We start from the raw sequence: 13,580 nt of genomic DNA on the forward strand, positions 1-13,580 counted from the left end.
CCCTATTCCCCCTCGATTATTTTAACTGCTGATTGAGTCCGTACCAGATTACATCAACACGGTCTGCTAAGGCCGCTAAATCCTGGTACGCCCATCCTGTTAAATCACGCCATTCGCGCTCTTCTTTTTCCATTGGTACGATTCCTTTAGTAATATCCGCGCCTATAATCACGACCGTCCGCTCATGTTGCTCGCTTTCCCACGAGCGCCAGATGCCTAGAAGCGACTGCCAGATCGCCCGGCATTCTTCATGCCCCGAGTCAGCCGTAAGTCCTTTAATCCACTGTTCTACACCTTCAAGAACAACGACATCTCCGTAAAAGCGACTTACATTAAGCGGGATTTTCATTTGGTCATAAGCGGATCTCCAGCAGTGATCCTCCGTTAATCCGTAGAACGTTGTCACCCATTTCGATTTGCCGTTATAGGCACCTCCTGTAACGAAGTGCATCGCCTATCCCTCCTTAGGTCATCTCGTTTCCATTCAAGCTCGATTCCTGAACCGTGGGGAACTTTCCATTCCCAAAACGAACGCTTTTCTGGGGCATACTTGGTTAGCAAATAGCGAATAACGCCTCCGTGTGTAATCACGATGCCTCTCTGATTCTGTGATTCAATGACCTGTTCGACGACCGATTTAAACCCTTCCTCAATTCGCTGACCAAATTGAGCGAAGCTCTCACCTCCAGGTGGAGACATGACGAATGGATCATCAATCCAGCTTCTGTATTGGATATCATGTTCAAGGTCGGCATACGTTTTTCCTTCCCATTCCCCAAACAGGATTTCCCGCAACAGCGGCACGGGAATTCTTTTCCGATTCGGAAAGAGACGTTTCGCTGTTTGCATGCATCGCTGCAAGTCGCTCGTGAAAATAAGATCATACTGATCAGCGTCGACTGTAGCAAGTTCAGCGGCTTCATTAAGCGGTGTATCTGTCCAGCCAATATAAGCCCCGCGCTTGTTATCATCCGTTATCCCATGACGAAATAATGTAATAGCCACACGCTCATCCATAAGATCACCTCCATCCCTTCAACGCTCGCGCCGAGCACATCTCCGGTTACGCCGTTAAACCAGCTAAGTATCTTTCTTCTCATCGCGATCGCAAATAGAACTGTCATTGCACTTAACAACAGCAATGCTAGGAAAGCGTCTGGGGAGAGTAGCACCGTCATGCCGATGAGCGCGATCCAATAAATCGGATAAATCCATAAGCTTGATCGCTGAATCGATTTCTGAAAAAAGTAAGCAAGCCCCTCTTGTTTCGAAGGTTGAATGCTTAACAGAAAATATCCCATCACACTTTTGCTAAAAAAGGGTATGGCCGCAATGAGGAGATACGAGCTGAACGTCGCCATTTGAATGATTTCATAAAGAAAAAGAAACCTTGCCGAGAGAAGCACAATCACCGACAGTACGCCGAAAGCCCCTGTCCGCGGATCCTTCATAATTTCAAGACGTTTAGCAAGATCGCGATACGAGAAAAACGCATCGCTTGCATCCATCCAGCCGTCAAGATGAAGACCACCCGTTAGCGCCATCAGAAACACCCATGTGACGAACGCGATCGCTAGCGACGAAAAAGGCGTCCATTCGATGAGCCCGTAGAGAAGCGCTGCCGATAGTAAACCTTGAAGCAGTCCAAGAATCGGAAACGTTTGAACCGAGCGCGTTAACGGCTCCCGCTCCATTGGAAGTTCGCGTCGCACCGGGATAACGGTGAAAAATTGCACATTAATGAGAAAACCTGGCCACAAACTCATTGGCGCTCACGCTGAAACATGATGCTTTTCATAAGCTCCCAGTTCAAGTGTGGCTTCAGCTGGTTAGCGAGATGATCGTACGTTTTCTCTTTCATGCTAGTACGGTTGATTTGCTTTTGTTGCGGCAATCCTTTCCGCGTTCGCAGACGATTCAGCCACTCGGTTCGCCATTCATCATTATGAAAAAGATGATGCAAATACGTGCCAATCACGCGACCTCCTTCATTATAGTAGCCTTCAGGCCGACCCTCGATCTGGAGGAAAGGTTTGGCTGTATGGGCAAAACGTGTTTCCCCTAGATGAATTTCATAGCCTTCGATTGGCATTGCTAGGTTAGTAGCTGAATGCAGTGAACCGCTCACTCGTACGGTAGTTTTTTCTTTATGAAACGACGTTTGCGCGGGAATGAGCCCCATTCCTTCAACCGTTTTCCCAGACTCACCTGTATCTGCGCCATACGGATCAATCAGCTTCTCCGTCAGCATTTGATAGCCGCCGCATATGCCAATAACGCTTCCGCCGCGTGCTATGTAGCTTTGTAACACTTCGTCAAAACCTCGATCCTTCAACCAATCCAAATCACGGATGGTACTTTTCGTTCCAGGAATAATGACCGCATCTGGATCGCCAACTTCATCCGAGTGCTGCACCCAGCGAACCGTGACGTCCTCATCGTTAAACGGCTCCATATCGCTATAGTTAGAAACAAACGGAAGCTGAAGCACGACGATTTCAAGCGCACCTTTTTTCTGTGAAAACCGATCGGTAAGTGAGAGAGAATCCTCCCCTTCCACGTGATGCTCCACATAAGGAAGGACGCCGATCATTGGTAGACCGGTTCGCTCTTCAAGCCATGTGATGCCATCTTCGAAGAGCGCTGGATCGCCACGAAATTTGTTAATGATGATACCTTTCACCCGCTTGCGTTCTTGATCATCCAGGAGCTCAAGGGTGCCGACGATGCTTGCAAACACGCCGCCGCGATCGATATCAGCCACAAGAATGACTGGAACATCGGCCATTTCAGCCACCTTCATATTCACAAGCTCGCGATCTTTTAAATTGACTTCAACCGGGCTGCCCGCACCTTCCATCACAACCACATCATAGTTTTGCTGTAGGTGATCGAGCGCACGCTCAATGCTTTCTATGCCCATCTCGTAGTACGATTCTCGGTAATCTTTGCCCGAGAGCGTGCTGTAAGAGGTTCCGAACTGAATCACTTCCGCATGCTGATCGGATCTTGGTTTTAATAGAATGGGATTCATCCAGACGCTCGCTTCGGTTCTAGCCGCTTCTGCTTGTGCGCCCTGTGCCCGTCCGATCTCTTTTCCTTCCATTGTCACGTAAGAATTGTTCGACATGTTTTGTGATTTAAACGGAGCAACGGCATAGCCTTCGTTTGCGAGAAGACGGCAGAGGGCCGTCACGATCAAGCTTTTGCCAACGTCTGATGCCGTGCCTTGAATCATGACACCCTTCATGTAATTCCGTCTCCCTTCATAACCTGCGGCAGGCCCATTTCAATCAGATAAGCTTCGTCCGCTTCACTAACAATCCACTGATGAATTTCACCAAGCAATCGCGCATAAACGGAGACAAGTTCCCCATCTAACGGTTCATGCCCAAGTTCATTGCTAACAATGACGAGGGCTTCTGAGCTTTCGTTAAGTTTTTCGATATCAAGCTGAATTTTCTGTTTCGTTTGTTCCTGAAAGATGGCGTTTGACCAGTCTCCGTTTTGAAACAATTCATTGGATAGAAGCGTTGTCACGCAATCAAGCAAAACAACCGCCTTTGCCCCAAGCTGTGAGGTGGCGCTTCCTACATCCTTTGGGCATTCAACTGTTTGCCATGGAACGATGGCTTTTTCCCTATCCTGCTGGTGACGGCGAATTCGCGCTTCCATCTCTACGTCACTTGCCTGACCGCAGGCGATGTAATGAAGCGTACTATTTTCTGTCCGGACCGAAGCTGCTCGTTCTTCAGCAAAACGACTTTTCCCGCTCCTCACGCCTCCGGTTATGAAGATCAGCGTCGCCATGATGCTAGCACCTCCATGAGTCGGTCGTTTTCATCGGAAGTTCGAATCGCAAATCTGAGCCATCGCCCGTTAAGACCTGGAAAGTTCTCCGTATGCCTTGGGACGATGCCGTTTTTCATCAAGTAGTGCATGAGTGGCGCTTGATCGGTTTGATCAGGATCTTTAAGTAAATAAAAATTCACGCTTGAACGTGAGTAAATATAGCGATGCTTTTCAAAAAAAGTTTGGAGCTTTTCACGTTCCTCCTCTACAAACTTTCGCGTTAGCGTCATATACGCCTGTTCGTCGATACAAATCTCACCAGCCATAAGCGCTAAAGCGTTAACGCTCCAGTGTGGCTTGAGCTTTTTTATTGCGCGAATCACTTCAGGATGCGCCATCATATAACCTAGACGTAAGCCTGGAATGGCGAACATTTTCGTTAACGAGCGCAGAATGATCAGGCGCTTATTTGTCATGATCTCTACGGTATAACAGGGCTCTTTTTGTAAAAAGTCAGCGAAGGCTTCATCGATGATGAGGTAGCAATCTTGCTTTTCCGCTTCAGCAATCAGTGTTCTGACTGATTCAGGATCATACGAAACACCGGTTGGGTTATTTGGCGTACAGAGAAAAATGGCGTCAAGGTGATTCATTTTTTCAACAAGAGGGTTTGGGTCGAGGCGCCATCCCTCTTCAAGCTTATGGTAAGTGACTTCGCATTCTGCACTACGACATGCTTCTTCATACTCTGAAAAAGCAGGCTGCACGATGCAAACTCGTTTATGAAAAAGAAAACGACCGACGAGCGTGATCAGTTCAGCACCACCGTTACCAACGAGAACGTGACTTTCTTCCGTACCGTGCCTTGCTACAAGCTTTTTCGTTAGCGAGGTGGCGTGGGGGTCAGGGTATGTTGTGATGAGGTTGAAAGCGTCAGGCCACTTTTCGATCAGCGCCTTTGGAGGACCGAATGGATTCAGGTTTGCGCTGAAATCGAGCGTCTCCTCAGGCTGTTCGATGCTCAGCGATTCGTATAAATAGTGCGGATTAGAGCCGTGTGATGGTAGCAATGAAAAGCCCTCCGATCCATAAGATAAGTAGAAAAAGAATGCTCGTGCGATTCATGATCGCAATCGCTTTTGGAATATGTATGGCGCTTAGCTTAATGATGGCGTCACCGATAAGCGCACGGTTTGAAACGATGCCTTTATATGTGTTCACCCCGCCAAGCTGCACGCCGAGAAGCGCTGCCGTTGCCGCTTCTCCCCAGCCGCTGTTTGGACTCGGATGCTGTTTTGCATCGCGAAATAGAACGTGCCAGGCGCGGCTTCTTGCGGTATGCTCCGGCTTTTTGGAAAGCATCATGCAGTAGCCTGTGATGCGACTTGGAATCCAGTTCACAGCGTCATCAAGCTTCGCAGAGGCGTAGCCAAAAGCTTCGTATTTTTCGTTTCGATAGCCAACAATTGAATCACACGTGTTAATCGCTCGGTAGGCCATCGCCCCAACGCTACCGCCGATAAGCGCCCAGAATAGCGGTGCCGTAATGCCGTCGCTAGTGTTCTCAGCGACCGTTTCAACAGTGCCTCGTACGATTTCACTTTCATCGAGTTGATCTGTGTCACGACCAACGATCCAGGAAAGCTTGCGTCGTGCTTCTGTCATATCGCCTTGCTGAAGGGGCTTATATACGTCCAGTGCCGCCTCTCGCAAGCTTTTCTGTGAGATCGTTGTTGCGATGAGAATGCCTTCAAAGAAAATCCCCACAAGCGGGTGAAGGTTGTAGGCAAGAAAAACGGTCAAACCGGTTAGAGTAATCACGACGACAAGAACGGTGAGCGTCATGAGGGCACCTTTTTGTTTGCGGTTCGCACCATAGTTCCAGCGTTTGTCGAGAAAGTTGATAAGTGAGCCAAACCACTTCACTGGATGCGGCCATTTTGGTGGATCGCCAATCAGCAGATCCAGAAAAAAAGCGAGGCTAATCGCAAGAAGGTGATACATGATCATAGCGAGAGCCTCGTACGGTACTTTTCAAGTGCCTCTGTCGTACAGTTGTAAACGCCGAGGCTAATCAATTTTCCGAGCGTTGTGATCGTGCCCGCGTATGCCTGATGCTGTCCACGCTGTGTCGCGGCGATCAGAATGCTGTCTGTAGAAGTACCTGTTGCTATGGTGCCTGTCACCGAGTCTTTTACTTGCTGGTCGTGCATGACTTTAACCTTTGCTTCCGTTGCGGTCATGATGCTTTGGATGAATGCTTCATCTGTGAGCGTTCCGTTCACGAAAATCCACGTGTTGATCGTTCCGGGAAGCGGCTCGTATACGTGCTCTGCGCTTTTCGATGCATCGACGGCGTTTCCAACGCCTGCCGTTACAACGACAAATACCGAAACGCCTTCATCTTCTACTAAGCGGTAAGAGACATCCTCTAGTCGAACGGCCGTCATCATGCCAACTGTTTCTGTCGGATCGATGCCGTGCTCCTCTAAAAACGTCGCCATTTCTTCTTTATGATCTGAGCAGCTGTAGCTTTTAGGGACGTGTCGGTTGACGAACGTGCGATACCAGCCAGTTCCAGATCCTACGACACCAGAAGACATCGTCCGAAGCGGAAATGGTGTCGTGAGAGTGATCATGTTATCTGACCGCTTAAGGTAGCGCTCATCAATGGTAAGATTGCTTTGATCCTCTGCCTGTTTTTCTGGCAATAACAGCATTTGTGGCTTTGGCACGGTCGGATGCGGATGCTTTTCAATTTTTGTGCGATAAACCGATTGAATGCGCTGTTCGTTTAGAACGTCATTTGGCTTGTTGTGCATGTTGATTTTCCCATTTTCAAGAAGAAGCAGGCGGTCACAGTACAGACCTGCCAGATTCAAGTCGTGAAAAATCGAAATCACTGTTAGCCCCTGTTCGCGCGTCCATTTTTTTAAGAGATCGAGCAGTTCTTTTTGATAAGAAAGGTCGAGGTGGTTCGTCGGCTCGTCTAATAAGAGAATCTCGGGTTCCTGCGCAAGCGCCTGTGCGAGAAAGACGCGCTGACGCTCACCGCCTGAGAGTTCGTTCACGTAGTTATCCGCGAAGGCGGCGGTTCCCGTTTGCTCCATTGTACGCTGTACAACCGCCTCGTCATACTCGCTCCACATTTGAAACCATCCCGTCTGATGGGCGTAGCGTCCGAGCGAAACGGTTTCTTTAACGGTATAAGGAAAAGCCTGATCCGCATGCTGTGGAAGAACCGCGAGCACGCGCGCCAGCTGTTTCGCTGAGTAGCTTGAGAGCGACTTATCTTTGAGCATAATTGAGCCGGACTTTGCCTTTAGAATGCCGCTAACCATTTTAAAAATAGTCGTTTTGCCGCTTCCGTTTGGTCCAACGATGCCGAGAAGCTCACCTTGATTCACATCAAACGAAATGTCATCAAGTACGTCGTGACCGGGGTATCCTCCTGTAACAGAATGTACGCTTAGCATGCTTATCCTCTTCTTTCCTTACGTCTTCGTATTAAAATGATGGCAAATACCGGGGCACCGATAAGCGATGTGATGACGCCAATCGGCAGCTCAGTTGGTGAAATGATCGTTCTTGAAATTAAATCAGCGATGATTAGAAAAGCAGCTCCAAGTAAAATGGAGAGTGGCAGTAAATGCCTGTGATCCGGACCCCATAGGAGGCGCGTTAAATGCGGAATCACAAGGCCAACGAAACCAATCGTTCCTGAAACCGCAACAGCTGCCCCTGTTAAAATCGAGCCGCCGATTAGAATCCAAAGCTTTCGTTTCGCGACGTTCACGCCGATATGCTGAGCGCGTTCTTCACCAAAAGACATCGCGTTCAGCTCCTTGCTGCTAAAGAGCAGGATCCCTGATCCAATGATGAAAAAGGGAAGAATGATCCCGATGTATTCCCATCCGCGCATCGACACGCTTCCAAGGAGCCAGCCGATAATTTGACGAAGCTCCTCTCCTGTTAAGGCGATCATAAGTGACAGGAGTGAGCCAAGGAATGAGCTAAACACAATTCCTGTTAGGATGATCGTCTCCACGCGCATCGATCGCTCGATTTGTCGTGCGAAAAAGAGCACGAGGAAAATCGTGAGAATCGATGCAGCGATGCTCATAACTGGTAGGGTGAACATGCCGACAAACGGAATGGACAGGTTGAAAAACAGCACGAGTACCGCTCCAACTGATGCTCCGGATGAAACGCCGAGCACGTACGGATCCGCTAGTGGATTACGCAAAAGACCTTGAAAGGCGGCCCCTGCTATCGCAAGAGACGCCCCCACTAGACCTGCCAAAATGACGCGTGGCAAGCGAATATCCATCACAATCGTTGTAAACATTGGATCGGTTTTGCCTATGAATGGAAGGTGTAAAACTTCGCTTCCGATTAATTTTAGAATGGTAAGCACTGGAACTGAAACAGTACCGATTGAAATGCCAAGGAGCATGGCACCAATTAAGAGTGCTATCGCAATCGGATAGGCAATTAAACGTTTATTCAGCAAAAACATCCGGGTAAACCGCTTTTGCAAGTTCCTCTACTCCTTCAGTAAGACGAGGGCCAGAGCGCGTAACAAGGTCAGAGTGCACATCAACAACCTGCTCATCTTTGACAGCCGTCACGTCTTGCCAGCCGTCGCGGCTTAACACTTGTTCAACTGGCTTCTCTGTATAGTAACCGTACGTTGTGATGATCACGTCAGGATTCGCTTTGATAATCGCTTCCTGATCCACCTGGTTCCAGCCTTCCTGATCGTGCGTCACGTTCTTCGCGTGAATCATCGTTAGCATGTCATCCATAAACGTATTCTTCCCTGGAGAGTAGATTTCAGGCGCAGGGGCAACTTCGACGAAGACATTTTTCTGATCTTCTTCACTAATGCTTTCTGCTTTTGCTTGAATGCCTTCAAGATCTTGCTTCATTTCATCGATCGCGGTTTCCGCTTCTTCCGTTTCACCGGTTGCTTGTCCAATCATTTCGATGGAAGCGTACACTTCATCGAAGCTTTTCGCATCGTTCACAACGAGTACAGTGATTCCAGCATCACGAAGCTGCTGTAGACCTGCTTCTGAGTTATGTGCGCTTGAGCCGTGTGCAAGTACGAGATCAGGCTTTAGAGAAATGATTTTCTCCACGTTAAATTCCATGCCGCCGATTTTTTCAATATCAGCCGTTTCTTCTGGATAGTTGGCGAAGTCAGATACGCCAACTACTTCTTCCCCTGCTCCCAGGTCGAAAAGGATCTCAGTGTTACTCGGGATTAAGGAGACAATTTTTTCAGGATCTTTTTCGATCGTAACATCCTCGTCCAACGCATCCGTTATCGTTACTGGGAAAGCGCTATCTTCTGACTGTTCAGCTTGCTCTGTATTCGCATTTCCTTCATTTGTCGCGCTGTTCTCTTCACTCGCTCCGCAACCTGCGATGGTTCCTGTAACGAGAAAAAGTAAAACGAGTAGTGAATAAAGCTTTTTCATGTGTGTTTCTCCTCCTGTTTTCTGATGTCTCTAAACTAAAAAATCCCCACGCACGAGGGCATGAAGATGGTCGAATGGAAGTAACGGTGCATAAAGGCACCTGAATCCGTTCGCACATCCCTATCCTCGTAGGCTGTTCGCGCTTGATTCAGGCAGGTCTCCTGGCTCATGGTTATCGCATGCTGCTCCTTCCCATTCGCTGTTTCGAACAGTGGATTCTGCAGCAGGCGACCATTTACAGTGGCGGGACCGCGCTGGAATTGCACCAGCTTCCCTATTAAGTCTTCATTGAAAAGACACCTGAATCGATCACTATGTAATTGGTAACAGGTTTATTATACATGATTGCGGGAGTGGGGGGAACAGTTGTGTTTTGAGGGGGTCAGGCTCGCGCCTGACCCCCTTCACAAACAAAAAACCATCATTGTCCACCCACGGTGGACAATGATGGTAATTCCTTTACTCTTCCTTCGCTTCTTCTACCATTTTCTTCAGGTCATCAATTGTTTGTCCTTCAAACGGCTCGCCGTTCACAAAGAGAGCTGGTGTGCCAGTAACGTCGAGATCACGGGCTTTCGATAAGTCGTAGTCGATCGCCGCTTCTCCTTCGCCATCTTTAAAAGCTGCAAGAACCTGTTCAGCTTTTTCTTCATCAGTCACTTCTTTTAGCGTGTCTACAAGGTAATCTTCTGTGTAGATGTCCTGCTTTTCCGTGCCTTCTGTTTGCTTTTCATACATTAATGAGTGGAATTCCCAGAACACGTCATTCCCAAGCTCCTGGTACACCACTTCAGCAAATTCCGCTGAGCGATCGGAATCAACATTAATAAATGGATAGTTGATAAACGAGAATTTGATTTCCCCTGTTTGAATTAACTCTTGATCAATTTGCGGGAAAAAAGACTGTTCGAATGCTTTACAGTAAGGACATTTGTAATCTCCAAATTCAATCACTTCTACCTGCGCATTTTCATCACCGAGAAATGGTTGCTCCATCGCTTTTTCCTCTGAACCATCAGAACTCGAGCCGCTTGAAACGACGATCACGATTACGATAACTGCAGCGACAGCGGCCACTAACCAGTAGATCCATGCTTTCGATTTTTTCTGCGCATTAGCTATTGTTTGCTTGTTCGGTTGCTTTTTCTTATTCTTATTTGCCATGATTCTTCCTCCTATGATTGTTTCGAAAAGTATTTGTAATCAACGGAAATGGCTCCACCTCCGCTAATCAAAACAGCGACTGACATACCGAGAAGAGCAAGATCCAATTCATACCCTCCGATAAATCCTGTCGTTAGTTTAACCGTAAAGATCGCTCCTAGCATGACGATCATGAAAAGCAAAGAAACAATGCGTGTGCCTAGTCCTACGATCATAAGAAGACCTCCGACTAGTTCAATCGTTGCAACGACATACGCTAAACCACCCAAAATGCCAATGCTCTCGAAAAATCCAGCGGTATTTCCAATCCCTCCAGCAAATTTATCTAGGCCGTGAACCGTAAAAATAAGACCGAGAACGATTCGTAGTACGACAAGGGCAACGTTTTGTGATAAATTCATAAATTAATTCCCTCCTAATTTTAACACTACGATATGTAGTGTTTGTTTCCGAAAAAGAATTAGGGTGTCGCCACCATAAACATGATGGATAACCCTAACACAATATAAAGTGAGTAAAGTACTGTCCCAACAGGCAACGTTACGTGCACTTCTTTTTCTGGCGCAAGAATATGTTGTATGCGATCGTTCACAGACGTTTCCGCAAAAGATACAGCAAAAGCATGACGCTGTCTGTGATCGCTTTTTAATAGTTTTAATAACGCGCTACTAAGATCAAGCATATTTGCTTCTTTCATCGCAAACCGATCCGCGGCAATTTCGCGTAGCGTGTGATAGTGATTTGATACCCATTTCAAAATCGGCACGTACCAAAGCGCGTGGACGAGAAGGGTGATGATAAATTTTTTCAATGGATCACGATGCTGCTGATGAAAAGTTTCGTGATAAATCACGGCGCGCAGCTCTTCTTTGCTCAACAGGCTAACTAGTTCAGTCGAAAGAACTATTTTGGGTTTAATCATTCCATATGTAAGCGCGATAGGCTCATCGCTTCTAATCACCTGGAGTGCCTGCTTTCCTAAATCGAAATTCCGAATGACTACCTGTGTGACAGTGTCTTCACGAAGAAGCGACAGCCGTTTCGAAAAGGTGACATATCGATAAATTTGCTTCACGATCATCATCACGATTAATGAAAATGTTGAGAGAATCAGAACTTCTAATAGCATGTTCATAGATGATAAACCGATCGCGCGAAGCATATTATGGCAGGCTTCAAGTACGCTTAACATAAGCGTCCAGTTCGAATATAAATGCAGACTGTATAGTGACATTTGAACAATCATCGTGGCTACAAGAAAAAAAGACAGCATAAACAAAAATCGCGGCTGTTTTATTCTCATCTTACTTCTCCTTTAGCTGCTTGATTTTTTGCTCAAGCTTTTCGATCAAAACTGGATCCGCTTCATCGAGCGCATCAAGCATATGATTCACAGCAAGCGGACCAAATTCATCCATTAGATCCTTTGTTAATTCCTTCGATTGCGTTTGTAAAAAATCTTCTTTCGATAGAAGCGGCTTAAACATTGACGTGCGCTTTTCAACTCGTTTTACTAGAATTCCTTTATCCACGAGACGATTCATGACCGTCATAACCGTGTTAAAGTTCGTACTTTTCTCTTGATCAAGCTTCTGTTTCACATCTTTGATCGTCATTTCTGGACCTTCAAAGAGTATGTCCATAACCTTCGCTTCAAGAGAGCCGAAAAAGCGGTTTAACCCTGTTTCATTCGTTTTGAACTGATGAATTTTCATCGCTTCCACCTCACACTACACAGTGTAGTCCAAAAGGATAGTAGGGTCAAGAAGGAAAAGAGAGGATATCTTCGAATGTGTTGGAGTGTCTTTCGTGCGGAGACAGTTGTTTTTAAAGGGGGTCAGGCTCGCGCCTGACCCCCTTTAAAAACACACCCCTCATCCATTTTTCTCATTAGCCCTCTCTTCTCCTCTCCTTCTTTCATAAGCTAGTAGCAACTCTATATGTGAACAAGCAAGAAGGGAGATTTATTTATGATAGAACCACATGGCGGTCAGCTAATAAACCGCATTCCATGTGAAGAGGATCGCCTGGCGCTTCTCGAGAAGGCCACAATGTTTCCGGTCGTCACCTTAACACCATGGAATTTATCCGATTTATATATGATCGCAATCGGTGCTTTTAGTCCGTTAACGGGCTTTATGAATCAAACAGATTATACGCACGTTTTAACTAAAATGAGGCTCGCAAATGGGACAATCTGGAGCTTGCCTATTACGCTTTCTGTATCCAAAGAAACGCGTGACAAGATTTTTACTAGTCCTACTGTTTGCCTGAAGGGTGAAGACGGGGAAATCTATGGATTAATGGAAGTAGAAGATATTTATGAAACAGACAAAACAGAAGAAGCTCGACGCGTCTATGGAACGAACGACGCTGAGCATCCAGGCGTTCAAAAAACGTACGAGCAGGAAGCGTTTAACCTCGGTGGCCCAATCACGCTCCTTCAGCACCCAACAGCTCTTCAAGACCATTTTCAAACGCCGGCAGAATTAAGAGAAACATTCCAACAGCGCGGCTGGAAAACAATCGTTGGCTTTCAAACGCGCAATCCGATTCATCGCGCACATGAATACCTTCAAAAGACGGCACTTGAAACCGTTGATGGCCTTCTCATCCATCCACTCGTTGGCGAAACGAAGAAAGATGACATTCCAGCGGATATTCGGATGAAAAGCTACAGCGCTCTTTTAGAAAACTATTATCCGTCTGATCGCGTCATTCTCTCCGTATTCCCAGCCGCGATGAGGTATGCTGGCCCGCGCGAGGCGATTTTTCATAGTCTCGTTCGGAAGAACTTTGGCTGCACACATTTTATCGTCGGCCGTGATCACGCAGGTGTTGGCGATTATTACGATACGTTCGCGGCGCAGAACATTTTTCACCAATTTGCAAAAGACGAAATCGGCATTGAGATTATGGCCTTCGAGCACGCGTTTTATTGTATCAAGTGTTCGAGCATGGCTACTGCCAAAACGTGTCCACACGATGGCGAATTTCACATTCATCTAAGCGGCACAAAGGTTCGAGAGATGCTGAAAAATGGCCAAAGACCTCCGAAAGAGTTTTCTCGCCCTGAAGTGATTGAGATTTTATTAGATGAGGTGCAGCACGATCATGAAGACGAATGATGCCGCGCGC

Annotated in this window: 15 protein-coding genes and 1 riboswitch; of the genes, 1 reads left to right on the plus strand and 14 read right to left on the minus strand. The window is 47.0% G+C overall.

What is annotated here, in order from left to right; genetic code table 11:
- Positions 1 to 16 precede the first annotated feature (16 nt).
- The 14 genes from AC0VYO_RS20280 to AC0VYO_RS20345 form a co-directional block, all read right to left on the minus strand.
- Entirely contained in the window at positions 17 to 451 is a 435-nt protein-coding gene (locus AC0VYO_RS20280; protein WP_475368147.1) for a bifunctional adenosylcobinamide kinase/adenosylcobinamide-phosphate guanylyltransferase, read from the minus strand.
- A complete protein-coding gene (locus tag AC0VYO_RS20285) occupies positions 403 to 1,017 on the minus strand; it encodes a histidine phosphatase family protein (RefSeq protein ID WP_475368148.1) in 615 nt (204 codons plus the stop codon). Before AC0VYO_RS20285 ends, AC0VYO_RS20280 begins: the two co-directional genes overlap by 49 nt.
- Positions 975 to 1,766: an adenosylcobinamide-GDP ribazoletransferase gene (gene cobS / locus AC0VYO_RS20290; RefSeq protein ID WP_475368149.1), complete on the minus strand. Its 792-nt coding sequence runs from the start codon at positions 1,764 to 1,766 to the stop codon at positions 975 to 977. Before cobS ends, AC0VYO_RS20285 begins: the two co-directional genes overlap by 43 nt.
- Complete coding sequence (locus tag AC0VYO_RS20295; protein WP_475368150.1) at positions 1,763 to 3,250, minus strand: cobyric acid synthase; 1,488 nt, start codon at positions 3,248 to 3,250, stop codon at positions 1,763 to 1,765. The genes cobS and AC0VYO_RS20295 overlap by 4 nt, the downstream gene beginning before the upstream one ends.
- Entirely contained in the window at positions 3,247 to 3,810 is a 564-nt protein-coding gene (locus tag AC0VYO_RS20300) for a bifunctional adenosylcobinamide kinase/adenosylcobinamide-phosphate guanylyltransferase (protein WP_475368151.1), read from the minus strand. The genes AC0VYO_RS20295 and AC0VYO_RS20300 overlap by 4 nt, the downstream gene beginning before the upstream one ends.
- Complete coding sequence (cobD, locus tag AC0VYO_RS20305; RefSeq protein ID WP_475368152.1) at positions 3,798 to 4,862, minus strand: threonine-phosphate decarboxylase CobD; 1,065 nt, start codon at positions 4,860 to 4,862, stop codon at positions 3,798 to 3,800. The genes AC0VYO_RS20300 and cobD overlap by 13 nt, the downstream gene beginning before the upstream one ends.
- A complete protein-coding gene (gene cbiB, locus AC0VYO_RS20310) occupies positions 4,840 to 5,802 on the minus strand; it encodes an adenosylcobinamide-phosphate synthase CbiB (RefSeq protein WP_475368153.1) in 963 nt (320 codons plus the stop codon). The genes cobD and cbiB overlap by 23 nt, the downstream gene beginning before the upstream one ends.
- Complete coding sequence (locus AC0VYO_RS20315; protein WP_475368154.1) at positions 5,799 to 7,268, minus strand: adenosylcobinamide amidohydrolase; 1,470 nt, start codon at positions 7,266 to 7,268, stop codon at positions 5,799 to 5,801. Before AC0VYO_RS20315 ends, cbiB begins: the two co-directional genes overlap by 4 nt.
- A gap of 2 nt (positions 7,269 to 7,270) precedes the next feature.
- Complete coding sequence (locus AC0VYO_RS20320; protein WP_475368155.1) at positions 7,271 to 8,311, minus strand: FecCD family ABC transporter permease; 1,041 nt, start codon at positions 8,309 to 8,311, stop codon at positions 7,271 to 7,273.
- Complete coding sequence (locus AC0VYO_RS20325) at positions 8,295 to 9,278, minus strand: ABC transporter substrate-binding protein (RefSeq protein WP_475368156.1); 984 nt, start codon at positions 9,276 to 9,278, stop codon at positions 8,295 to 8,297. The genes AC0VYO_RS20320 and AC0VYO_RS20325 overlap by 17 nt, the downstream gene beginning before the upstream one ends.
- A gap of 134 nt (positions 9,279 to 9,412) precedes the next feature.
- Positions 9,413 to 9,597: riboswitch (cobalamin riboswitch) on the minus strand.
- Between the two features lie 140 nt (positions 9,598 to 9,737).
- The gene (locus AC0VYO_RS20330) at positions 9,738 to 10,442 is read right to left on the minus strand and encodes a DsbA family protein (protein WP_475366110.1); all 705 of its coding nucleotides are present in this window, start codon (positions 10,440 to 10,442) and stop codon (positions 9,738 to 9,740) included.
- Between the two features lie 11 nt (positions 10,443 to 10,453).
- Positions 10,454 to 10,843, minus strand: coding sequence for a DoxX family protein (locus AC0VYO_RS20335; protein WP_475366111.1), 390 nt, complete (start codon positions 10,841 to 10,843; stop codon positions 10,454 to 10,456).
- 59 nt (positions 10,844 to 10,902) lie between these two features.
- The gene (locus AC0VYO_RS20340) at positions 10,903 to 11,745 is read right to left on the minus strand and encodes a M56 family metallopeptidase (RefSeq protein ID WP_475366112.1); all 843 of its coding nucleotides are present in this window, start codon (positions 11,743 to 11,745) and stop codon (positions 10,903 to 10,905) included.
- Position 11,746: 1 nt separating this feature from the next.
- Complete coding sequence (locus tag AC0VYO_RS20345; protein WP_475366113.1) at positions 11,747 to 12,157, minus strand: BlaI/MecI/CopY family transcriptional regulator; 411 nt, start codon at positions 12,155 to 12,157, stop codon at positions 11,747 to 11,749.
- 255 nt (positions 12,158 to 12,412) lie between these two features.
- Here AC0VYO_RS20345 and sat point away from each other — a divergent pair, with 255 nt between their 5' ends.
- Entirely contained in the window at positions 12,413 to 13,570 is a 1,158-nt protein-coding gene (sat, locus tag AC0VYO_RS20350; RefSeq protein WP_475366114.1) for a sulfate adenylyltransferase, read from the plus strand.
- Positions 13,571 to 13,580 lie beyond the last annotated feature (10 nt).

It is taken from the genome of Anaerobacillus sp. 63XJN7_4_ISO-PGPR-S23-413, assembly GCF_056173725.1.

Excerpts from the sequence above, each read along its gene's own strand:
- AC0VYO_RS20280 (WP_475368147.1), bottom strand. The coding sequence starts at position 451 with ATGCACTTCGTTACAGGAGGTGCCTATAACGGCAAATCGAAATGGGTG.
- AC0VYO_RS20285 (WP_475368148.1), bottom strand. The coding sequence starts at position 1,017 with ATGGATGAGCGTGTGGCTATTACATTATTTCGTCATGGGATAACGGAT.
- cobS (WP_475368149.1), bottom strand. The coding sequence starts at position 1,766 with ATGAGTTTGTGGCCAGGTTTTCTCATTAATGTGCAATTTTTCACCGTT.
- AC0VYO_RS20295 (WP_475368150.1), bottom strand. The coding sequence starts at position 3,250 with ATGAAGGGTGTCATGATTCAAGGCACGGCATCAGACGTTGGCAAAAGC.
- AC0VYO_RS20300 (WP_475368151.1), bottom strand. The coding sequence starts at position 3,810 with ATGGCGACGCTGATCTTCATAACCGGAGGCGTGAGGAGCGGGAAAAGT.
- cbiB (WP_475368153.1), bottom strand. The coding sequence starts at position 5,802 with ATGATCATGTATCACCTTCTTGCGATTAGCCTCGCTTTTTTTCTGGAT.
- AC0VYO_RS20315 (WP_475368154.1), bottom strand. The coding sequence starts at position 7,268 with ATGCTAAGCGTACATTCTGTTACAGGAGGATACCCCGGTCACGACGTA.
- AC0VYO_RS20320 (WP_475368155.1), bottom strand. The coding sequence starts at position 8,311 with ATGTTTTTGCTGAATAAACGTTTAATTGCCTATCCGATTGCGATAGCA.
- AC0VYO_RS20325 (WP_475368156.1), bottom strand. The coding sequence starts at position 9,278 with ATGAAAAAGCTTTATTCACTACTCGTTTTACTTTTTCTCGTTACAGGA.
- AC0VYO_RS20330 (WP_475366110.1), bottom strand. The coding sequence starts at position 10,442 with ATGGCAAATAAGAATAAGAAAAAGCAACCGAACAAGCAAACAATAGCT.
- AC0VYO_RS20335 (WP_475366111.1), bottom strand. The coding sequence starts at position 10,843 with ATGAATTTATCACAAAACGTTGCCCTTGTCGTACTACGAATCGTTCTC.
- AC0VYO_RS20340 (WP_475366112.1), bottom strand. The coding sequence starts at position 11,745 with ATGAGAATAAAACAGCCGCGATTTTTGTTTATGCTGTCTTTTTTTCTT.
- AC0VYO_RS20345 (WP_475366113.1), bottom strand. The coding sequence starts at position 12,157 with ATGAAAATTCATCAGTTCAAAACGAATGAAACAGGGTTAAACCGCTTT.
- sat (WP_475366114.1), top strand. The coding sequence starts at position 12,413 with ATGATAGAACCACATGGCGGTCAGCTAATAAACCGCATTCCATGTGAA.